Source organism: Phyllobacterium sp. SB3, from assembly GCF_040009165.1.
Lineage (GTDB): Bacteria > Pseudomonadota > Alphaproteobacteria > Rhizobiales > Rhizobiaceae > Phyllobacterium.
This window is the reverse complement of record NZ_JBDYKI010000012.1, coordinates 67,387-87,683: the sequence shown is the minus strand read 5'-3', so window position 1 is coordinate 87,683 and position 20,297 is coordinate 67,387. Positions and strand designations below refer to the sequence as shown.

The following is a 20,297-nucleotide window of genomic DNA, read 5'->3' as shown; positions in this document are numbered from 1 at the left end:
TTCGAGCTGTTTGTAGTTTCGGCTCGTGCAGTATTTCGTCTGGTCTCCGCTATCGACTGAGCAGTGTATCGCTGAGGATGAAAACGGCCGAAGCCGAGGCTGCCCTTGAGAATATCTGCGATAAAAGAACGCAAGGATCCTGAATGCTGCTGTCGGCATCGATACCGGCAATCTGCGCCACGGCCCTTGCCGGGTCGCGACTTGCAGTTACCTCGCCAATCCGATTGCGCTGGATTTGCTCATCCAGAGATTGGATACCGGCAAACAGACACCGCCGTGCGGCCGTTGCCACGTCTCCCTGCGCAGGAGAAAGGCGGTTCGCAATTTTTGCCAGTCCTTTTGTGCCGCCGACGATTACCCCTCCTCTTGCCGCGGAAAGCACAGCGGCCGCCGCACGTCTGGCCACGGCTTGCGATGCCGTTGCATCTGATAGCCCCCTGCTCCCGATCCGCAACTCGCCGAAATGGCCCCCAAGCCTTGCCGCTCGCCGCTCAAGTCTCTCGCGATCGAGCGAAAGGTAGCGTTTTCTCTCGGCGTCTGCCCGCAGCATGCGACAACGATCTGCCACAGCGTCCGGGTCGCCAGCTGGCCCGGAAAGCAACAACCGGCCATCCATGTAGCGAAATTCGGCAGCTTGGCCGAGCATCGAAGGTCTGAGATTGGAAAGGCTCGTGCCCTCCTCGCTGCAGATCAATTGCGCGTTTGTAGCAACTGCAAGATCCCTGAGAATTTCCGCGGCCTCGAGTGACACAGCCGTCGGCCGGAATGCCGCAACCCGCAAATTGCTGACAGACCTGTTGGCCGCCAATGTCTGCAGGGCAGCGCCCGTGACGTCCCGCGCCACGATCAGCAGCGCTTTTCCGTGAGAGGCAAAGAGCTCGAGAATAGGCACGAGGCTGCCGAAATCGTCGATAATTTCATTGGCAACCAGGACATGCACCGAGGATAGCGTCGTCACCTGCATACCGGGCAGCACGGCCGACGCCTCGACGACAAGCCCATCCTCCGTGTGAGCAGTAACTGCCTCGTCGCCGCCGATGGTCACCTCTATTGTACCCTCGCAACCGATCTTGCCTGCAAGCTCGGCGAGCGCCTTGGAGACATTTCTGTCGGCGCCAGCAGTCACACCCACAGATTCGAGACATGGGCTCATATCGGCGCTGCGCTTTATCTCGTCACAATAGGATTGCGTCTCGGTTCGAAGCCGTTCGGCGAGACGCTGCCGATTCACGCCGCGTTCAACCGACAACACGGCTTCCTTAAACATTGCATAGATGAGAAGCGCCAACCGCGATGTGCCATCGCCAAGTTCCCGTTCTGCCGTGTTGAGGATCTCATTCAAGATCCGCGGCATAACGCTCAATGCGCCATCTTCGGTTGAACTGAACCGCGCTATGTCCCTGCCGTTCTGCAAAGCCTCAACCGCGCCACCACTTGAATAAAGGCAGCGGCGCTTGTCCGGGCCCAGCCCAACTCCAATTGCCTGCACCACCGGGGCAAGCGACGCCAATGAAACCCGTCGAGCGGCTTGGCCGGTGACAAGCTGCATCGGCGCCACCTTCAGCCAAGCTCCGCGACCGTTTTGTAAACAGCCTCTGCCACTACCAACGCGCCCGGTGTATCGCTGTGAACGCAAATGGATTGCGCGACGACCGATACGTCCTTGCCGCCGATTGAAGTGGTTTTGCCTTCGAGGACTGCACGACGAACTTTCCTGGCGACCACATCGAAGGCCACCGGCGGATGCTCCATGCTGATGATCTGGCGCCCGTCATCGTCATAGTCGAGATCGACATAGAACTCGCACACGAAATCAAGTCCGCGCCGGGTGTAGACCTCAGTCATGGCGCAGTCTGCATTGGCGATGAGAGGCAAGCCAAAAATCTCCGCCGCATCGGCAATTCCTTCAGCAATTGCTTCCTCGCGCTGCGCCATTCCCATGAGCGATCCGTGAGGTTTGATATGGGACAGCTTCATGCCTTCGGCGCGGGCAAATGCCTCGAGAGCGCCGGTCTGGTAGATGACGAGCGCTGAAATCTCTTCGCGTGTCATACGCATTTCGCGGCGGCCGAAGCCTTCCTTATCCGGAAGACCTGGGTGTGAGCCAATCGCAATTCCATGTTTTTTCGCGGCGCGGACAGTCTTTCGCATGACAACGGGGTCCGAGGCATGAAATCCACATGCAATATTGGCGTGTGTGACAAACGGCATGCATGCCTCGTCATCGCCAAAGCGATAGATCCCGAAAGACTCGCCCATATCGCAGTTGATCGTGACTTTGCTCATCCTAAGCTCCCTGCCATTGCCCGTTCGAATCGCCATTATTTGAGACGGCGATGAGACCAAATGAAAGTCAAAATGCGGTACATCATATATCAAGATTTCGTTTGCAGGTGTATCATATACCATCTATTGGTCAAGCGCACGGTGCAAAAACATTTGAGTTACTACGAGGTCCCTGATGCAGAAGGTCCTGATTGCAAATCGAAGCGAGATAGCGTGCCGGATTATCCGCGCCTGCAAGGATCAGGGACTCGATACAGTGGCAATTTTTGCGCCGGTGGATGAAGGCGCGCTCTACGTCGCGATGGCCGATGAAGGTATTTGCATCCCCGCTGCGAAGCCAGTCCAATCCTACCTCGATATTGCCGCCATCATCGCCGCCGCCAAGGAAAAAGGTGCGGATGCCATCCATCCCGGCTATGGATTTTTGGCCGAGAACGAGGATTTCGCCGAAGCCGTCGAAGCGGCAGGCCTGATCTTTATCGGCCCCAGGCCCGAAACAATCCGGATCATGGGCGACAAGGAGCGTGCGCGCAGCCTCGCCAAGGCGGCGGGCGTTCCCATCCTCGAAGGCAGTCCGCGCTTTCCCGAGGGCGCACTTGACGATCTGGAAAATGCCGCTGCTGCCGTAGGATATCCTCTCCTGGTTAAATCCTGCGCGGGTGGCGGCGGCATCGGCATGCGGATTGTTCAGGAAGAAGGACAATTGCGCAGCACTGCCCAATCGACGCAGGCGCAGGCGGCGCGGTCATTCGGCGATGGGACCATCTTTCTTGAACGATATGTCCAGAATGCACGACACGTGGAAGTCCAGGTCTTTGGCTTCGGCGATGGCGAGGCTGTTCATTTCTTCGAACGCGAGTGCTCCATCCAGCGTCGCTTCCAGAAGATTGTCGAAGAAAGCCCCTCCCCGGGTATTAACGAGGCCGTGCGCCAGAAGATGACGAGTTCCGCCTTGGCGCTTGCAAAGAGCGTGAACTACCGCGGTGCCGGAACGCTGGAGTTCATCGTGGATGGCAGTTCTGGCGATTTCTTTTTCCTGGAAATGAATACGCGCATCCAGGTCGAGCACCCCGTGACGGAGATGGTCACCAACCAGGACCTGGTTGCGCTTCAGTTACGGCTGGCTGCCGGTGAGCTATCGTCGAATGATTTGCGGCAGGCGGATATTCACCTCGATGGCCATGCGATCGAGGTTCGGCTATGCGCCGAAAACCCTGAAAGGATGTTTCTTCCCTCACCGGGTGCGTTGCAGCACCTTGTCTTTCCGACGGCTTCGGATGATGTGCGCATCGAAACCGGGCTTCGGCAGGGAGATACCGTCACCCCGCATTTCGATTCAATGATCGCAAAGATCATCTGTCACGGAGCGACGCGGGAGGAAGCCACCGCGACGATGAAAACTGCGTTGGCCGACACGGATTTGGGGACTTTCACCTGCAATTTGAGGTTACTCAGGACCATCATCAGTCATGATGCCTTCGCAAGGCGTCAGACGTTCACGAACTTCCTGACGCTGCAAAAGGAAAGTCTGGGACTGTAATCATCCGTGCCTAACCCACGGATGCGGAAACACACCGCATGGTAGATACGGGCGCGGCTTAGACGTCCTGCAACGCCTTCTCCAAGGTGTCGAGGAACATGTCCGCATTGTCTCGTGAAAATACCAGCGGCGGGCGAATCTTCAGAACATTATAGCCACCGCCACAAATGCTGATGAGCACACCATCATCACGCATTTTGTTGACGATCCGGGTTGTCCTTTCGCGATCGGCGATCATGCCCTGCTTGTCTTTGACAACCTCAAGCCCAAAAAACAGACCCGCACCGCGAACGTCGCCGACGATATCCCTTTTCTCCTGGAGCCGCCGTAGGCCGGCACCGAGATAAGCGCCAACATCCCTGGCATTCTGCTGGAGGCCTTCCTCCTGGATTGCCTCCAGCACGGCCATTGCCGCTGCACAGGATACGGCATTACCCCCGAATGTATTGAAGTAGCGGGCGTTTTCGCCGAAGGACTTCACGATGTCAGGGCGAACAACCACCCCGGAGATTGGCTGCCCATTTCCCATCGGCTTGCCGAGAGTGACCATATCCGGAACGACACCATGCCGCTCGAAGCCCCACATATGTTCACCCGTGCGAGCAAACCCGGGCTGTACTTCGTCGGCGACGAAAAGCCCGCCTGCATCACGGATGGCTTTCACTGCACCAGCGAGGAACCCCGCCGGATCGGCAAGAACCCCATCGCTTGTGAATAAACTATCGACGATAAGGATTGCAGGCTTGATTCCATGACGCAGCAGATCGTCTATCGCTGCTTGAACGTCGCGCGTGAATTTGCCCGCCACATCGCCATCGACGCTCCTGTAGAGCGCCGGTGCCGGCACAGTTCTAACATGCGCGCCCAAATTGACGGGCTTGCCAAGCGACGGCGAAAACTCGGAGACCGCTTCCGTAATGCCATGATAGGCGGTCTGGGTGACAATGATCCCGGTTCCGCCGGTGAAGGATTTCGCGATGCGCAGCGCCAGATCGTTCGCCTCGCTGCCTGTGCATGCGAACATGACGTTGCTCAGTGCCGCAGGGAATGTCGACAGCAGCTTTTCCGCGTAGTCCAGAATGAGCGAATGCAAATAACGGGTGTTGGTGGCCAGCATTCCGACTTGGCTGCGCACGGCCTCGACGACGCGGGGATGGCAATGTCCGATCGATGTTACATTGTTATAAACATCGAGATAGGGCCGTCCCGTGCTGTCATAAAGCCAGACGCCCTCGCCGCGAACAATGTGCAACGGGCTTTCATACATCAGCCTGTAGGCTGGCCCCAAGAGCTTGTAACGGCGCTTCACCAGCGCCTCGTCTTCTGCACTCAGATTACCTTGACCCGGCACGAATGCATTCGGCATCGAAAGATCAACGATATCCTTCATTCGGACAGCTCCTGTGTTTTTGTCTGCCCGCTTCACGCAACAGATCAAAGCTGGTTGAGGCCATAGAAGAGGGATTGACAGCGTACAGCAGCCAGTACAAACCCCATTGGGTATATGATACACCATATACCCCGTCAAGAACGTTATTTTCGTTTTCAGGAGATAGGCAACACCGCGAAAGTAAGGTATATGGTATATCATGTTGACCGCAATTACCGGGTGCTGAATGATTTATGATGAACCACGTTTTCACATTGCCGGAGATCGCTTCATTGAAGTCGAGCTCGGCGATGAAATGAGTTTCGACCTCAATATCGCCGTCCATGCATTTGTCGGCGCGATTGAAGAAGCTCAAATCGACGGGGTCGTCGAGCTGATCGCGGAACTGGCCTCATTTCAGATATCCTATGATCCGGAACGCATCAATTACCACGCGGTCGTGCGGGAAGTTCTCGGCGTACGCGCCGCCCTTGAAGATACATCGAACATCGATCGCGCCAGCAGGCTCTTTTACGTTCCGCTCTTTTACTTTGATCCATGGACGAAGGAATGCGTCGACGACTACAAGGCCACTGTCGTCGATAAGGTATCCGACCCGGATTTGCTTTGTGAGGTAAACGACCTGCCAGACCGCCGCGCGCTGATGCGGATCCACTCCGGCACCGAATATTGGGTAGCTTCGCTCGGCTTTTGGCCGGGGCTCTGTTCCTTGATGCCGCTTGATCCCCGTCATGAATTGCGCGCACCCAAATACAATCCTCCGAGGACATGGACACCCAAGGGCACCATTGGGCTCGGCGGCGCTCTCACCAGCATTTATCCGGACAGAACGCCGGGCGGCTACCAGATAATCGCGCGCACGCCGATGCCCATCTGGGATCGGGAAGGACGGCTTCCCGCCTTCACGGAAAGCCTTGCGCTTTTCCGGCCCGGGGACCGCGTTCGGTTTATACCGATTGACCAGGAGGAGTTCGACCATATCGATGCGCAGGTCACTGCGGGCACCTACGAGCACCCTTGCGTGGAGCATCAAATCTTCTCTGTGTCGAAATATCGGCAGTGGCGCAGCAAAATCGTCAATGGGGACACGAAATGATTGAGGTTATCAAGCCGGGCCTCGAAACGGGCATTCAGGACCTGCCCGGCCGAATAGGTTTTTGGTCACAAGGATTTCCTCCCTCGGGTCCCGTCGATGCCTGGTCCTTTCGCCTGGCAAACCTGCTCGTCGGCAACCCCCGGGATGCGGCAGCCCTGGAATGCCAGTTTGTCGGCCCAACGCTTCGTTTTTCCAATGACGGAGCGATCGCGCTGACGGGTGCCCAGATGAACGCCACCCTCGACGGCGCTCCTGCTGCAATGTGGGAAACAGTTCCCGTTCGCGCCGGTCAGATACTCGCGATGGGCGCGGCGACGAACGGAGCGAGGACGTATTTCGCATTTTCCGGAGGCATCGACACGCCGTTGGTTCTTGGTTCGCGTTCGACATTCCATATGGCGGGTGTCGGCGGTATTGAGGGCTATGCGTTGAAAGTCGGCCAATCCATCCCCCTCGGTTCCGCCAGTGAAGTCACGCCGCTTCGTGTTCCTGTGGAGCTTCGACCAGCGATCACCGAGACCCGCTCCTGGGAGGTGGAATGCATGGTCGGGCCAAATGATGATTGGCTCGACCCAGCCTCCGTCGACACATTTTTTAGTTCCGAATGGGCCGTGCAGGCACGGAGCAATCGGACGGGAGTAAGATTGACCGGTCCGGAGTTTGTATTCTCCTCCAAAGCACACGAAAAGCGTCCCGAACACGGCAACGATCCGGCGAATATTCTTTCGCATGGCTATCCACTCGGAGGCATAAACCTTGCCGGCCAGACCCCGATCATTCTCATCAACGATGCACCAAGTTCCGGTGGTTTCATAAACCCGTTCACCGTCCCCGCCGCTGCCTTTTGGAAAGTGGGCCAGGCCCGCCCGGGTGACAAGCTGCACTTTACCAGAGTGGATTTGGATGGAGCAGACAAATTCAGGCGCAAGATCGATGCAATTTGCTCAGCGGAAAACCTCGTTGCTCTCTAACTGCGCGTGGAAACCGACTTTTCCCGGAAAATAGAAAGAACGCTCATGTCGGCATTTCCAGCGCCATCGGAAACGTCTGCCTTCAACACCAAGGCCCCGCAAGTATCGCCTGCGGAAATCGAACGTATCATCCATGACGGCTACGGCATCAACACATCGGCAACGCTGTTCACCAGCGAGCGCGATGTCACCGCTCATGTGACCGGCAAGGATGGCCGTGAATATATCTTCAAGATCGCCAACGTCTCCGAAGATCCGGTGGTGATCGAGTTCCAAAATCAGGCCCTCTTTCATATTGAATCAGTTAATCCCTCGCTCCCGGTACCAAAGGTCGTAACGTCCAGTGCTGGTTCCATGGAGATTTATGTCGATCTTTCAAAGGAACGGCATGTTGCCCGGCTTTTGTCCTACCTCCACGGAATACCCGTTTATAAGACCGCATCGACACGTGCTCAAAGACAACAACTCGGCGCCATGCTGGCGCGGCTGACCCTAGCGTTGAAAGATTTCACGCATCCGGCTTCGTCGCATAAAATCCTGTGGGATTTAAAACATACCGCGCGTCTCCAGCCCCTCACCTGTCATATCGCAGGAGACGCGAAGCGCGCCATCGTGGAGAGAGTGATCGAACACTTTTGCGAAACGATAAAGCCAAGAGAAGACCTGTTCAGGCACCAAGTCGTCCATAATGACTTCAATCCCCACAACGTTCTTCTGAACCCGTCAAACCATGACGAGGTCAGCGGGGTGCTGGACTTTGGCGATATTGTCGCCGCTCCAATTATATATGACGTCGCAGTGGCGTGCTCCTATCTCATGCCGCCGTCTGGCCCGCCTTTGGCATATGCCGCGGATTTCCTTTCCGCCTATCACAAGATTTTCCCGTTGCTGAGCGAAGAGATCGATATACTGTTCGACTTGATCAACACACGGAACGCTATGACTGTGACAATCACCGAATGGCGTGCGCAGCGCTATCCAGAAAACAGCGAATATATTCTGCGGAACAATCCCCGCGCTTCGCTTGCCATCGAGCGGCTTTCATTAGTGTCACGCAATGAGGCGCGAACAACGTTCCAGAAAGCCTGTGAAATTTAAATGAGGTTAGTCTTCTTTTCCTGGGTTTGATCTGAGAATCCATCCCACGAACTCACCAAGGAGCCCAAACATGGCAGAAAATGTTATCTGTGAAATTCCCGGCAATATCTGGAAGGTTCTCGTAAAGGAAGGGGATCAGGTCGCCGCCGGAGACCCCCTTTTCATTATGGAACTCATGAAGTCCGAAGTTGCCCACGTGAGCCCGCGAGCGGGAAAGATAGTGGCCATCAATATTGTCGAAGGACAGGAAGGCGTTGATGCTGGAGAAGTCGCCGTCGTCCTCGAATAGTTATTTTATCCGAATTTGCAGCTTAAATCCCGGAGTCCCGCTGACCCTAGAGGCCAATCCTGTTGGCATATAATAGACGGCTTTGAGCTGTTGCCCTAATGGTGTTCAGAGCGCTATATCATATATGTTGAGCGGGGAGGATTCATATGAATAAAATCGAGTATCGTACACTGAACGACCGGGCGTATGACTCAATAAAGCATAGCTTGATGGCAGCCGAGTTTGCGGCAGGCCAGCCCCTCATTATACGGACCCTGGCAGAAACCTACGGCATATCGACAACTCCGGTGCGAGAGGCCTTGCAGCGGCTGGTAGCAGAACGTTTGCTTGACCTCTTGCCTAACAGAACGATTGCAGTGCCGGAACTCGACGCTGAAAAGTTCACGGAAATTCTCCGTATTCGTTGCGCTCTGGAAGGGATTGCCGCCGGCCTTGCAACAGAGCACGTCAAAAAAACCCACATTCGCCGCTTGAGAAAGCTGATGCAGGATATGGATACGGCGCTTGGCCGCGAAGACTACAATACCTACCGGTCGACCAATCAGGAGTTCCACTTCACCCTTTATGATCAGGCGCGCTCCCCCCGCCTTCTTCAGATCATTCAGGATATGTGGGGCCAGGCAGGACCCTATATGAAAGAATTGTTTTCCGATGGACGCTACAAGCCAATCGCCAACAATCAACACTCCGCCATCATCGAAGCGCTCGAACAAAGCGACACAGTGCTGGTTACAAAACACGTCGTTGTGGATATCACGGACGCTGGCAACATTATTCTTGAGCGCTTAGCTAATATTAAAGCGCGATAATAAATTGCAGGTCATCTCAGAAACCCTTCCTTTGAAAACGTCGATAAGAGGCTAATTTTCAACAATTCGATTGTAACGCAGATGGCAACAAACCTTATTAAATTAGTGCACTGAAATGATCATCCGACGACTGAGTTGTGTCAATTGATGGGGCGTGCCTAGCAAATTTGGCGTAATTCGCATGATATCCAGCATCTTTATAGCCACTGTTGCAGGAGCAGCTTAGTCGGCGCGTCCTCCGGGGTCCCTACGTCAACCAAAGGGCGGGTCGCGCATGGTTTGAATAATGGTTGATGCGCACTCCCGCGATAGGCCGAACCACTCCAAGCGTTATCCTCTCGACAGGAAATCCCTTGAATCAATCTATCGAACGATTTCCATGCCGCGCCTCTCCAGGGCGTTAAGGTCGCCACAGAGTATTGTTATCAAGGTTGGTGTTATGGGTCGGTGCGCTTGTCACGGGTGTGTCAGTATAGGCTCGCCCAGTCATTGTTTCACGATACAACCTATGCTGGCGGCTTAAACTATCTCCTTCGCTCCTGATCACTCCGCTTGGATTTTTCATCTGTGCATATCGCCGCCAGCACTTGTGGCGACGAACATCCTCAAATAGCCAACAAATTGAACCCGGATCGCTTTACACCGTGTCGTTCAGACGCTGGTAATTAATCCGCCGTCAACGCGTATAATAGATCCTGTGAGATAGGAGGCGCGGGCACTTGCCAGAAATGCCACGACGTCCGCATATTCCTGCGGTTCGCCATAGCGACCAACAGGGATAGACGCTGTACTTGCGGCCGACACCTCTTCCACTGCTTTTCCTTCGCGTTTCGCTTTTTGCTCATCGAGAAATGCAATCCGCTGCGTGGCCACACGGCCGGGAAGCACAATGTTGACAGTGACGCCATCTCGCCCGACTTCACCGGCAAGCGTCTTTGACCAGCCGAGCAGGGACATTCGTAGTGCATTTGACAAACCGAGGTTGGGAATGGGAGCGACGACGCCGGAGGAGGTCGAGGTAATAATCCGGCCCCATTTTTTTTCCCGCATTTTTGGCAGAACAGCATCACTGATTGAGATCACGGAAAGCACCATGCTGTCGAAATATTTCCGCCAGCTGTCTGCACCTTGACCGGAAACCAGTGTCGGCGGTGGGCCGCCGGTAATGTTAACCAAGATGTCCACCGATCCCAGTTGCTTTTCGATCAGGGACAGATTGAGCTCTATCGCCGAAAGATCTCCGAGATCCCAGCCAACCGCCATGGCGGAACCGCGAATGGCCTCTATCTCGGCCACGGTCTTCTCAGCGGCCTCCTTGTTGATATCAGCCACTGCAACCTGACTGCCTTCAGCAGCCAATGATTTCGCAATCGCACTGCCGAGGCCACCGCCTGCGCCGAGAACGAGCGCAGTTTTCCCCTTAATTCCAAGATCCATGAGTGTTTCCTTTCCATTTCCGGCAAAGCCGGTTCTTCGTTGAAAAATGCGCTGGTTAACCGGCCATCCAGCCGCCATCGACCATGAGATTGACGCCTGTGATGTAGCTCGCCATATCACTTGCGAGAAAGAGGGCAGCGCCGGCGACGTCATCGGGCACGCCAAGCCGTGGCCAAGGCGTGCGTCGCCGGGAATATTCGAGGCCATCCGGGTCATTTGCGACCCCGGGTTTGCCTGTGATGATCTTGCCCGGCGCGATCGCATTGCAGACGATGAGCTCATCGGCGTGATCCACCGCGATCTGCCGGGTCATCTGGACAATGCCACCCTTGCTGACACCGTACGGAAAGTCTCCCGGGCAAGCGACCATGCCGTGCTGGGACGAGATGTTGATGATCCGGCCACGTACGTCATTGACCGGTTCCTGCTCGAGGAACTGCTGAGTGGCACGCTTACAGCAATAAAAGAAACCGGTGAGGTTAACTCCCATCACACGGGCCCATTGGTCAGGCGTGGTTTCGAGGAGGTTGGTTGAAGTATATATCGCGGCATTGTTGACAATCACGTCCAGCCGTCCGCATTGTTTGACCGTTTCTTCCACCAACCCGTCCACCGCATCCCAGCTAGAGATGTCGGTCTTGACGAATATGGTTTTCCCTCCTTTGGCACGAATAAGATCTGAGGTCGTTTCCCCGCCCTCTAGCGGTGCCTCGATCACATCAGCGACGACTATTGTTGCTCCCTCTCCGGCGTAGCGCAGTGCGATGGCACGGCCGAGGCCCGAACTCGCGCCGGTGACAATCGCAATTCTGTTTTCCAACATAGGCATGGGTTTCTCCTCAATCCTGCCGGGTGATGATTTGGCCCTGAGGCTTTGTGAGAAGGGATCCATTATTTACGATCGGCTTTCCGCGCAGAAAGACGTCGTTAAGTTCACCAGGAATGGTCCAACCATCGAATGGCGTGTAGCCCGCCCGGGACATTTGTTGCCCGTTGGTGATTTTCGATTTCCGGTTTTGGTCGATGATGACGATATCAGCATCATAACCCGCGGCTATCGCACCTTTTGAACGACCGAGACGAAAACGTCGGGCTGGAGCAAAAGCGCACATACGCACAAGATCGGTCAGCTTTATCACCCCTTCGCCGACGAGCTTCAACATGACCGGCAGAAAGGTCTGTAGGCCAGGCATCCCTCCAGGGATATCGGCGAACGCACCGTAACGCATAGACTTCTCCACGGTGCTATGTGGTGCATGATCCGTCACCATGATATCGATCAGTCCTTCGGAAAGCGCTGCGCGTAACGCCTGCACATCGTCCCGCGCCCGCAAAGGGGGTGAGCCTTTCAGATTTGCTCCCAATACTTCGTAGTCATCTGCCGTGTAAAAGAGATTTTGGGGTGTTGTCTCTACTGTTGCGTCCGCCATGTCCTTCATGCGGCGCCATACATCAAGGCCAAGGACGGAATTGATCTGACGAACATGAACAGGCGCGGAGGATTGCGCGGCAGCCAGAACAGCGCGAGCGATACCGCTGGCCTCAGCTAAAGGTGGGCGGCTGGACAAAAATGCCTGAATATCTCCGGCCCGATCGCGCGCCTCGCTACCCAACAGGATAGTTTGATCGCCCGGCGAAACGCCTATCACCGTATTTTCGAAGCCAAATCGTTTTAGGGTCTGCTGAACACTATCAAGGGTGTCAAAAAGGTAGGCGTCGGGTACATCCGCAGTAAACAACTCCAAGGATACCGGTCGAAGCTTGAGCATTTCCTCGATAGCGTCTATGTCCCTGCTTATGACACCCTGGAACCCTACATCGACGTTGACACGCCCCCTCGCCAATTCCATTTTGTCGCGCAGCTGCTGAAATGTGGCTGTCCAGGGATCATCCGTCGGCATGTCGAACACAGTCGTGACACCGCCGAGGGCCGCGGCTTTCGTACCACTGTCAAAATCTTCCTTGTGAGTGAGCCCCGGCTCGCGCAAGTGGACGTGCGCATCGATCAATCCCGGCAGCAGATGTTTTCCGGCAGCATTCACCTCCACCCGTGCGACTGCTCTTTCCGCGGGAGAAAGGAGCGCGGCGATGCGGCCGTCGGTGATGGCAACATCAGCTCTGCGCTCGCCTTCAGCATTAACGACGATACCGCCTTTTATCAGCAGATCAAACATATCGCGCTCCCCGCTTTTCTCAACTCAAGCCCGGAAGGCGCGGCTCTTCATGTGTGACAACTTCGATTAACGCGGCCTGTCCGTTGCCGACCCTTTCAAGGCCACGCAGGAGCGCCGATCGAAGAACTTTCGGAACGGTCACACATTCACCATAGCCCCCCAAGGCTTCTGCGATAGGCGCATAGGCGCCTGACATTCGGTTTGCACCATATTTCCCGGTGGCTATCGGCATGCTGGCGGCATAGCCACCAAGCACATTATTGCGCAAGACCACCGTCAGGATCGGCAGATTACAGCGGATGGCGGTTTCAAAATCGATGCCAACCATGCCAAAGGCAGACTCGCCCATCAGGTTGACGATCGTGGCGTTGGGCCGCGCGAGTTTGGCGCCCAAGGCAAAACCGAGCCCGCTGCCAAGCTGAGTTGTCTTCCCCCAGCCCATATAGCTTCCTGGTACAGTGGCTTCATAGAACGGGCTGAACTGGTCGCGTGGATTGCCCGCATCGTGAGTGACGACAGAGGTGGCCGGATCAACCACATTCATAATTTCCCAAACAACACGGTAAGGTGAAATCGGCGCGCTATCTGCTGTTAACAGCGGCATCCAGCGTTCCATGAATGCGCACCGTATTGAACGGATTTCGTGCACGATGTCGGCACGCTCCGCCACGACGTGCCGGTGTTGCTTAACATAGGCGATTATCTGCCTGAGTGCCGAGCGAGCGTCACTGACCACGCCTTGTGCGATGGGATAATCCTTGCCGAGGTCACCCTCGTCGATCGTAACCTGCAGGAGCACCTTATCTTTCGCGATCGGCAATATGTAATAGGACCGCGTCAAGCTTGTGCCCAGCGCCAAAACGACGTCTGCCTTGTCCATGAAATGATCGACCGTCGCCGGTCTGGCCCTACCTGCGGTGCCGAGCGCCAGCGGGTGGTTTTCCGGAAAACCACTTTTACCGTTAGGGGTTGTCATGACAGGGATGCGCAGCAACTCGGCAAACTCGACCAGTTCCTTCGACGCCGATGCCGCGAGCACCCCCTGCCCCGCGAACACCACCGGGTTTTTAGCAGCCAGAAGGGTTTTAACCAGTTCAGCAATCTCGCCAGCATCACCCTGCGGTGTACTGCGCCTTGGTCGTTGGTAGGTCTCATGGCAAAGATCGAGCTTTTCCGCCAGCAAATCGACGGGCAACTCCAGCAATACAGGCGCCGGGCGGCCGTTGCGCACACGGGAAATGGCCGAATGCATCAATTTGGGCAGATGTTCGACCCGGCTTGCCGTCTCACACCATTTGGTCACGTGCCGGAAGTTGCGGCTGGCGTGAAAATTTGGTGTCACCGCTTCCGACCCGCGCGGATAACCCGTCGGCAAAAAAAGGATGGGGGCCCGGTCGTTGAAAGCCTGGGCGATACCGCCGAACGCACTTTCAGCGCCAGGCCCATACTGCACCGTAACGACAGCCAATTCACCTTCAGGCGCTGTGCGAACATAGCCTTCGGCAATGTTGACGGCAACGCGCGGCGTTCGAGTGATGATTGGGGGGATGTCGAGTGCAGCCGCGGCATCGAAAAGCTCGCTGTTTGGAAAGCCGATGATCTGCTTGACGCCTTCCAGATTGAGGATCGAAGCGACGATTTGAGCGCCGGACATAGTCTGTTCTCCAACCCTCAACGGGCTGACCATCAATCTGTCTGCTTCGCTCACATCTGCCTTGCGGATTGATTTATTCATGATTTTTGAGCCAATGACGCGCGATATCTTCGCGGCGCATGAAGGCAGCAGCTGGTGTCTTGCTGACGTGCTCAAGGACCTCGCGCAAACCCGAGGCACGGTTGGGTTGGCCCATCCAACGGGCATGCACACCAATTGTGAGCATCCGCCCCCCGGTCTCATCAGCCTCGGCAACCATATAATCGATGGCGGAACGGCAATCTTCGGCAAAATCGCGCGGATTGCTGTAGCCCGGCGCGATGAGATAGCGGCTGTCGTTCAGCGTTTTGGAATATGGGACAACCAGCAACCGCGTCCCGTCGTGGTCAGTGTAATATGGAAGATCATCGTTGCAGGGATCGGAATAATAGAGAAAGCCACCTTCTTTAACGATCAAGTCGCGCGTATTGACGCTGGGAAAAGAGCGACAGTTCCAGCCCAATGGGCGCCGTCCTGTCAGCTTCTCGTAGAGCGCAATTGACTCATGAAGCTGGCGCTCCTCGTCATTGCGATCCATGGTAGAATATTCGCTCCAGCGCAGGCCATGTCCCAGAAGATCGTGGCCGCGCGCGTTCATCCATTCGATGACGGCAGGATTGCGCTCCAACGCCACAGCACAGGCTGACACAGTAATTGGGGTGTTGTAACGGTCGAAAAGGCGCGCCAGACGCCATACCCCGGCGCGGCTGCCATATTCGAAATGGGTCTCGGTGCCCAGATCGCGAACCGGTGGGCTATTGGGAATATTATATTCACCCCAATTATCGTTACGGCCATCCTCCAGCCAGGAATACTCCGAGCCCTCTTCGTAATTGAGTACCAGATTGATGGCGACTTTTACGCCATTCGGCCAGCGCACAAAGGGCGGTTTTGGACCATAGCCAATGAAATCGCGCGGCTGGCGCTCCGTATTGTTCAATGCGGCTTCACCCGTCATCATAGTCCTTCCCCCGCTGCTGCGTCGCTTTCGTTGGCGACGATCCAGTCCATGTAATCGTGAAAAGCCTCTTTGCCTGAACGCGGCCGCCAGGCAGTGTCGCGCTCGATACGAGCAAGGTCGTAGGCGCCCCACATACCGTCCTTCAGCTCGGTGCCCTGGATCATGTTGGCGGTCTCAGATGGGCTGACTTCGACCCGCAGACCGGGTATTTTTTCCTTCGCCCAAGTGATCACATCACCGATTGTAGAGGTGACGCCGCTGCCAATATTGTAATGGCGATAACGAAGACAAGGCGCTGTTAGCAGAGCGATGATTGCCTTCGCCACGTCGACCGAGTGCGCATAGTCACCTACCGGTTCCAAACTGTTTGGTCGGATCACCTCGCCCGCCAGAGCCATATGCGCGACGCGATTTGGTACATGGCGGAAATTGCGGCTCGTGGTTGCACGGTCCATGGGACCGTAAACAGACGACAGGCGAACACTTAAGGCCGACAAGCCAAAGAGATCAGCGTAACGGTTGACGACCATTTCCGAGGCGAATTTGGAAATGCCGTAAAGGGTCAGCGGTGCGACGTAGCCATCTTCCGGCAGGGGTTCGCCAGCCCAATCGGGGCCGTGGTGGCGATAGATCGCGCCGGAGCTGACATAGAGGAAGCGCTTGACCGTGTCCCTGCTACGGGCCCATTCGAGTACATTGACGGTCCCCATCAGGTTGACATCCATGATCCGGGCCGGGTCTTCGGCTTCCGGCTGGCGCCTGGCTTCTGTTGCACTGCCTCGGGAGATCGGGGTTATCGTTGCACCATGAACGATTAACGAAATATCATGGTCATCAAGTTCCCTCGACCACTGGTTTGAATCAAGAATATCAGCAGTAATGACCGTCAGGCGGTCGCGAACGGCTGCGAAATACCGCTCAGCCATGGTGTCCAGGCCGGACCGATCGAGGATGACGGCTCGGGCCTGCGGATCGTGGTCAAGCCATTCGCGAACCAGAACACTCATAACGAAACCGGTACCGCCGGTGACAAGAAGAGTCATTTTGAAATCCATTTCATCTGATTGCTACAAACACATTTCACCGAACTGCATAACCACCATCCACGAGCAAATCAGTGCCGGTAACAAAGGAGGCGTCCGGGGAAAGCAGAAAGGCGGCAGCAGCGGCAATCTCGTCGGGTTGCGCGATCCGGCCGAGCAGATGCGCGGGTCCCAGATTTTTGTTGGCCGTTTCAAGGTCCGGCCAACGTTGCAAGAGCCTGGGAGTAGCGACCGCTCCCGGAGACAGGCTGTTAACGCGGACTCCATCGGCCGCATGATCGACCGCCATGGCTTTGGCAAGATGGACGACGCCTGCCTTGGCCGCGCAGTAAGCTACCGCCTTTCCGGTCGCGACATGCCCAAATTGCGACGCGACAAGCACCACTGCCCCGCCCCCACCAGAAATCATGAGGGGTATCGCGAACTTGCTGGCAAGAAATGCGCCCGTTAAGCTAACGTCGATTTCCAGCCGCCATTGCTCTTCACTGAGATCAACGACTGTGCCATCAAGCGAGGGCGCTGCTGCATTATGGACCAATCCATCAAGGCGCCCAAATTGATCGAAGGCTGCGTTCACTGCCCGGTCCATGGAATGCTGGTCCGTCACATCACATTCAAGCGCCAAGGCACGAGGGCCCAATGCACCGACAAGCTTTGAAGCGCCATTCAACGAAGCATCGGCGCAAATGGCGCTTCCACCTTCGGCTATGCAGCACCGTGCGATCGCTGCCCCAATACCGCTTGCAGCACCGGTGATGAAGATCACCCGGCCGCCGAGCCTTCCGCCCGATGGATCTCGAGTCGTCATCATGACGCAAGTATCCGCGAAAGGTCCTGCCGAGGAGCAAAGGGCCGCTCTCGCGCAATGAATTGTCCGCGCCCCGGCCTGGACAGAATCTTGCCGTCATCCCATACCAGTTCACCGCGCGAAATGGTCATCACGGGCCAGCCCCGCACCGTCTGACCTTCATAAGGGGTATGGTCAGTTGCATGATGCAACATTGCGTTGTCGATGGTGACGATTCGTTCCGGGTCCCAGATCGTCAGATCTGCGTCTGATCCAATGGCAATCACTCCCTTGCGTGGATAGAGACCGAAGAGACGAGCGGGTGCTGCGGAAGTGAGCTCGACAAATTTTTGAAGGGACATGCGGCCGCCATTGACGCCAGCCGAAAAAAGAAGGGCCAGCCTTGTCTCAATGCCAGGAATGCCGTTTGGAATTCTGTTAAAGGGTGTATCAGGGCCCCCTGCTATCTTGTCCGCATAATTCCAGGGCGAATGGTCCGAAGAAAAAACTTCGAGGGTGCCGTCAAGAATCCCGTCCCAAATCGCCGGTTGGTTCGATTTGTCGCGTGGCGGCGGCGTGCAGACGCATTTTGATCCGGAAAGGTCGTGGGTATCGATATCCTCAGCCGACAGGAAGAGGTACTGCGGACACGTCTCGGCGTAGATAGGCAACCCTCGGGCCTTTGCGCGCCTGATTTCCTCGACAGCGCCACCGGCGGCAACATGGCTGACCAAAATCGAAGTCTCGATCAACTCCGAAAGGCTGATTGCGCGATGCGTAGCCTCCCGATCGCCGATCGCCGAGTGGGCCTTTTCATGGTACCTTAGCTGGGTCTTGCGTGCCTCGATAAATTTCTCTGTGAGCCAGCGGATACAAGCGTCGTTTTCTGCATGCACCATGACCATCGCACCCTCCGACCTTGCAACATCAAGGACGTTCAGTACCTCATAGTCGTCGAGCTTCAGCCCGTCATAAGTAAGGTAGATTTTGATCGACGTGCAGCCTTCGGCGACCAAAGCCGGGATCTCATTGCGGAGCACGTCCGCCGACGGATCACCGACAATTAAATGGATCCCATAGTCGATATGAGCCTTTGGACGGGCTCGCTCGTGATAGTCCAGAACGATGTGTCGCAGCGATTGTCCGCGCATCTGCATGGCGAAGGGGATGACGGTTGTCGTCCCTCCGCACATTGCCGACAGCGTTCCGGTATTGAAGTCATCAGCCGTCGCTTTGCCTTCCCACGGCTGCTGATCCATATGACAATGACTATCGACGCCACCGGGTAGGACAAGCCGTCCTTTCGCCGATATTTCCGTGTCGCCCTTGGGCAAATCCTTTCCAAGGGCAGCAATGGTTCCGCCGTGGATCCCCACGTCAATTTCACAGGTCTCATCCGGTAAAACGACCCGACCGCCGCGGATGACGAGATCAAAATAAGATGCGTTGCTCATTCGTTTACTCCCGAGGCTACACAATCCGATCTGCTGCTGACAGGTATCAGGGCATGTCGGCGCATGAGGTTGAAGCTGGCGGCGATTGCGGCCAATGCCGCGCCGCTGCCGAGCATTACAAACAGCGCCTGCGGCGCCACATGTTCCATCAGACCAGCTGCTACGCCGGGCGTCATCACGTTGCCAATGGAATAGAGGAGGAGCAATCCGCCGGAGGCAGACACCATATGACGGCTTTCGATCTGTGAATTGGCAAAGGCGATGGCCACCGGGTAGATAGTAAGGGCCGTCGCTCCGTAAGCGAAAAAAAGCGCATAGAGCAATGGAACAAACCGATTGCCGGACCATACGATTCCGGCACACAGCAAAGCAGCAAGAATGCCCTGTACAAGTAAGATCAGGCGGCGATCCAAGCGGTCCGATAACCAGCCTACGGGCGTCTGAGCCAGCATGCCACCGATACTGAACGTTGTAGTCAATCCTACGGTGGTTACGGCCGGCAGTCCAATATGAACCCCGTAGATCGGTGTCATTGCAAAGACATTCATGTTGGTCATGCCGGCCTGAAAAACGCCAAGGATCGTAACAGGCGCAAGGATCGCAAGTTTCCATAGACTATAGCGCTGTTTGGCTGGCGCGATCATCAAGGGATCTGGCGGGGGTTCCCAGGCAGGAAGGACTGGCCAGGGTCCAGCGATGAATTTGCAATATACCATGCCTGCCACGATCGTCATCGCTGCAATAAGGAACAAATGCGGCGAATGCGGCCCCGCCACCTCGACCATTACCTGTCCGAACAGGACCGCAAGTGAGGTCATGAGCATATAGAGCGCGAAATAGGTGCCACGATTGCGCTGGTCCGCATAGAGATTGATCCAGCTTTCAGAAACGATAAACAGCGCTGCCATCGACAAACCGTTCATCAGACGAAGGCCCACCCAAACAGGCATGAACATTGTCAGGGTGAATCCCGCCGTCGCCAGCGCCGCGAGCAGCGAAACCAAGAGAAAGGTCCTCTGATGCCCGAGTTTTGCAACGAAGAACCGCGTGACAAAGCAACCGGCAAGAAATCCCGCCGGGAACGCCGTCAGTACTATCTGGACAATTTGCGAATCCACATCCGGGTTGCTCAAATGAAGTGAGACTGCTGTTGTCAGCAGGCCATTACCAGTGCCGATAATGCATATACTGATCAAGACGGGGAAAATGGCGCGGGACCGCGCAACTTTCTGCCGAAGCCTGGTTACGTGTGCCCAGACTTGTGTCACG

18 protein-coding genes are annotated in these 20,297 nt (G+C 55.9%); 6 read left to right on the top strand and 12 right to left on the bottom strand.

Going from position 1 to position 20,297, the window contains the following annotated elements:
* Positions 1–49: 49 nt before the first annotated feature.
* Positions 50–1,549: a hypothetical protein gene (locus tag ABKW30_RS27530; protein WP_348602147.1), complete on the bottom strand. Its 1,500-nt coding sequence runs from the start codon at positions 1,547–1,549 to the stop codon at positions 50–52.
* Positions 1,550–1,560: 11 nt separating this feature from the next.
* Positions 1,561–2,286, bottom strand: coding sequence for a 5-oxoprolinase subunit PxpA (gene pxpA, locus ABKW30_RS27525; RefSeq protein WP_348602146.1), 726 nt, complete (start codon positions 2,284–2,286; stop codon positions 1,561–1,563).
* A gap of 175 nt (positions 2,287–2,461) precedes the next feature.
* On the opposite strand from pxpA, the gene ABKW30_RS27520 reads away from it, so the two are divergent.
* Positions 2,462–3,826 carry a biotin carboxylase N-terminal domain-containing protein gene (locus ABKW30_RS27520; RefSeq protein ID WP_348602145.1) on the top strand — a complete coding sequence of 455 codons (1,365 nt, stop codon included), beginning with the start codon at positions 2,462–2,464 and terminating at the stop codon, positions 3,824–3,826.
* Positions 3,827–3,884: 58 nt separating this feature from the next.
* Here ABKW30_RS27520 and ABKW30_RS27515 read toward each other — a convergent pair whose 3' ends face one another.
* Positions 3,885–5,192, bottom strand: a complete 1,308-nt coding sequence (locus ABKW30_RS27515) for an aspartate aminotransferase family protein (protein WP_348602178.1) — start codon at positions 5,190–5,192, stop codon at positions 3,885–3,887.
* A gap of 250 nt (positions 5,193–5,442) precedes the next feature.
* Between ABKW30_RS27515 and ABKW30_RS27510 the strand changes: the two genes are divergently transcribed.
* The 5 genes from ABKW30_RS27510 to ABKW30_RS27490 all read left to right on the top strand — a co-directional run bounded on the left by ABKW30_RS27510 (position 5,443) and on the right by ABKW30_RS27490 (position 9,479).
* Entirely contained in the window at positions 5,443–6,312 is an 870-nt protein-coding gene (locus ABKW30_RS27510; protein WP_348602144.1) for a carboxyltransferase domain-containing protein, read from the top strand.
* A complete protein-coding gene (locus tag ABKW30_RS27505) occupies positions 6,309–7,283 on the top strand; it encodes a biotin-dependent carboxyltransferase family protein (RefSeq protein WP_348602143.1) in 975 nt (324 codons plus the stop codon). Before ABKW30_RS27510 ends, ABKW30_RS27505 begins: the two co-directional genes overlap by 4 nt.
* A 45-nt stretch (positions 7,284–7,328) precedes the next feature.
* Entirely contained in the window at positions 7,329–8,381 is a 1,053-nt protein-coding gene (locus ABKW30_RS27500) for a phosphotransferase (protein WP_348602142.1), read from the top strand.
* A 70-nt stretch (positions 8,382–8,451) separates the two neighbouring features.
* A complete protein-coding gene (locus ABKW30_RS27495; protein ID WP_348602141.1) occupies positions 8,452–8,670 on the top strand; it encodes a biotin/lipoyl-containing protein in 219 nt (72 codons plus the stop codon).
* A gap of 146 nt (positions 8,671–8,816) precedes the next feature.
* Entirely contained in the window at positions 8,817–9,479 is a 663-nt protein-coding gene (locus ABKW30_RS27490; protein WP_348602140.1) for a GntR family transcriptional regulator, read from the top strand.
* Between the two features lie 651 nt (positions 9,480–10,130).
* Here ABKW30_RS27490 and ABKW30_RS27485 read toward each other — a convergent pair.
* From ABKW30_RS27485 to ABKW30_RS27445, 9 genes are read right to left on the bottom strand one after another with little or no spacing between them, the layout of a single operon-like run.
* Complete coding sequence (locus ABKW30_RS27485) at positions 10,131–10,916, bottom strand: SDR family oxidoreductase (RefSeq protein WP_348602139.1); 786 nt, start codon at positions 10,914–10,916, stop codon at positions 10,131–10,133.
* A gap of 55 nt (positions 10,917–10,971) precedes the next feature.
* A complete protein-coding gene (locus ABKW30_RS27480) occupies positions 10,972–11,745 on the bottom strand; it encodes an SDR family oxidoreductase (protein WP_348602138.1) in 774 nt (257 codons plus the stop codon).
* Positions 11,746–11,755: 10 nt separating this feature from the next.
* On the bottom strand, positions 11,756–13,090 hold the full coding sequence (locus ABKW30_RS27475; protein ID WP_348602137.1) for a dihydroorotase family protein: 1,335 nt from the start codon (positions 13,088–13,090) through the stop codon (positions 11,756–11,758).
* A gap of 19 nt (positions 13,091–13,109) precedes the next feature.
* On the bottom strand, positions 13,110–14,825 hold the full coding sequence (locus tag ABKW30_RS27470; protein ID WP_348602136.1) for a thiamine pyrophosphate-requiring protein: 1,716 nt from the start codon (positions 14,823–14,825) through the stop codon (positions 13,110–13,112).
* Positions 14,818–15,744 carry an allantoinase PuuE gene (locus tag ABKW30_RS27465; RefSeq protein ID WP_348602135.1) on the bottom strand — a complete coding sequence of 309 codons (927 nt, stop codon included), beginning with the start codon at positions 15,742–15,744 and terminating at the stop codon, positions 14,818–14,820. Before ABKW30_RS27465 ends, ABKW30_RS27470 begins: the two co-directional genes overlap by 8 nt.
* Positions 15,741–16,787, bottom strand: a complete 1,047-nt coding sequence (locus ABKW30_RS27460; RefSeq protein ID WP_348602134.1) for an NAD-dependent epimerase/dehydratase family protein — start codon at positions 16,785–16,787, stop codon at positions 15,741–15,743. The genes ABKW30_RS27465 and ABKW30_RS27460 overlap by 4 nt, the downstream gene beginning before the upstream one ends.
* Positions 16,788–16,824: 37 nt before the next feature.
* Positions 16,825–17,598 carry an SDR family oxidoreductase gene (locus tag ABKW30_RS27455; RefSeq protein WP_348602133.1) on the bottom strand — a complete coding sequence of 258 codons (774 nt, stop codon included), beginning with the start codon at positions 17,596–17,598 and terminating at the stop codon, positions 16,825–16,827.
* On the bottom strand, positions 17,595–19,028 hold the full coding sequence (gene hydA, locus ABKW30_RS27450) for a dihydropyrimidinase (protein WP_348602132.1): 1,434 nt from the start codon (positions 19,026–19,028) through the stop codon (positions 17,595–17,597). The genes ABKW30_RS27455 and hydA overlap by 4 nt, the downstream gene beginning before the upstream one ends.
* Positions 19,025–20,296 (bottom strand): MFS transporter, encoded by a 1,272-nt coding sequence (locus ABKW30_RS27445; RefSeq protein ID WP_348602131.1) that lies wholly within the window; start codon positions 20,294–20,296, stop codon positions 19,025–19,027. Before ABKW30_RS27445 ends, hydA begins: the two co-directional genes overlap by 4 nt.
* Position 20,297: the final 1 nt, after the last annotated feature.

Excerpts from the sequence above, each read along its gene's own strand:
- ABKW30_RS27490 (WP_348602140.1), top strand. The coding sequence starts at position 8,817 with ATGAATAAAATCGAGTATCGTACACTGAACGACCGGGCGTATGACTCA.
- ABKW30_RS27465 (WP_348602135.1), bottom strand. The coding sequence starts at position 15,744 with ATGATGACGGGTGAAGCCGCATTGAACAATACGGAGCGCCAGCCGCGC.
- pxpA (WP_348602146.1), bottom strand. The coding sequence starts at position 2,286 with ATGAGCAAAGTCACGATCAACTGCGATATGGGCGAGTCTTTCGGGATC.
- ABKW30_RS27500 (WP_348602142.1), top strand. The coding sequence starts at position 7,329 with ATGTCGGCATTTCCAGCGCCATCGGAAACGTCTGCCTTCAACACCAAG.
- ABKW30_RS27460 (WP_348602134.1), bottom strand. The coding sequence starts at position 16,787 with ATGACTCTTCTTGTCACCGGCGGTACCGGTTTCGTTATGAGTGTTCTG.
- ABKW30_RS27470 (WP_348602136.1), bottom strand. The coding sequence starts at position 14,825 with ATGAATAAATCAATCCGCAAGGCAGATGTGAGCGAAGCAGACAGATTG.
- ABKW30_RS27480 (WP_348602138.1), bottom strand. The coding sequence starts at position 11,745 with ATGCCTATGTTGGAAAACAGAATTGCGATTGTCACCGGCGCGAGTTCG.
- hydA (WP_348602132.1), bottom strand. The coding sequence starts at position 19,028 with ATGAGCAACGCATCTTATTTTGATCTCGTCATCCGCGGCGGTCGGGTC.
- ABKW30_RS27505 (WP_348602143.1), top strand. The coding sequence starts at position 6,309 with ATGATTGAGGTTATCAAGCCGGGCCTCGAAACGGGCATTCAGGACCTG.
- ABKW30_RS27530 (WP_348602147.1), bottom strand. The coding sequence starts at position 1,549 with ATGCAGCTTGTCACCGGCCAAGCCGCTCGACGGGTTTCATTGGCGTCG.
- ABKW30_RS27455 (WP_348602133.1), bottom strand. The coding sequence starts at position 17,598 with ATGATGACGACTCGAGATCCATCGGGCGGAAGGCTCGGCGGCCGGGTG.
- ABKW30_RS27475 (WP_348602137.1), bottom strand. The coding sequence starts at position 13,090 with ATGTTTGATCTGCTGATAAAAGGCGGTATCGTCGTTAATGCTGAAGGC.
- ABKW30_RS27520 (WP_348602145.1), top strand. The coding sequence starts at position 2,462 with ATGCAGAAGGTCCTGATTGCAAATCGAAGCGAGATAGCGTGCCGGATT.
- ABKW30_RS27485 (WP_348602139.1), bottom strand. The coding sequence starts at position 10,916 with ATGGATCTTGGAATTAAGGGGAAAACTGCGCTCGTTCTCGGCGCAGGC.
- ABKW30_RS27510 (WP_348602144.1), top strand. The coding sequence starts at position 5,443 with ATGATTTATGATGAACCACGTTTTCACATTGCCGGAGATCGCTTCATT.
- ABKW30_RS27515 (WP_348602178.1), bottom strand. The coding sequence starts at position 5,192 with ATGCCGAATGCATTCGTGCCGGGTCAAGGTAATCTGAGTGCAGAAGAC.
- ABKW30_RS27495 (WP_348602141.1), top strand. The coding sequence starts at position 8,452 with ATGGCAGAAAATGTTATCTGTGAAATTCCCGGCAATATCTGGAAGGTT.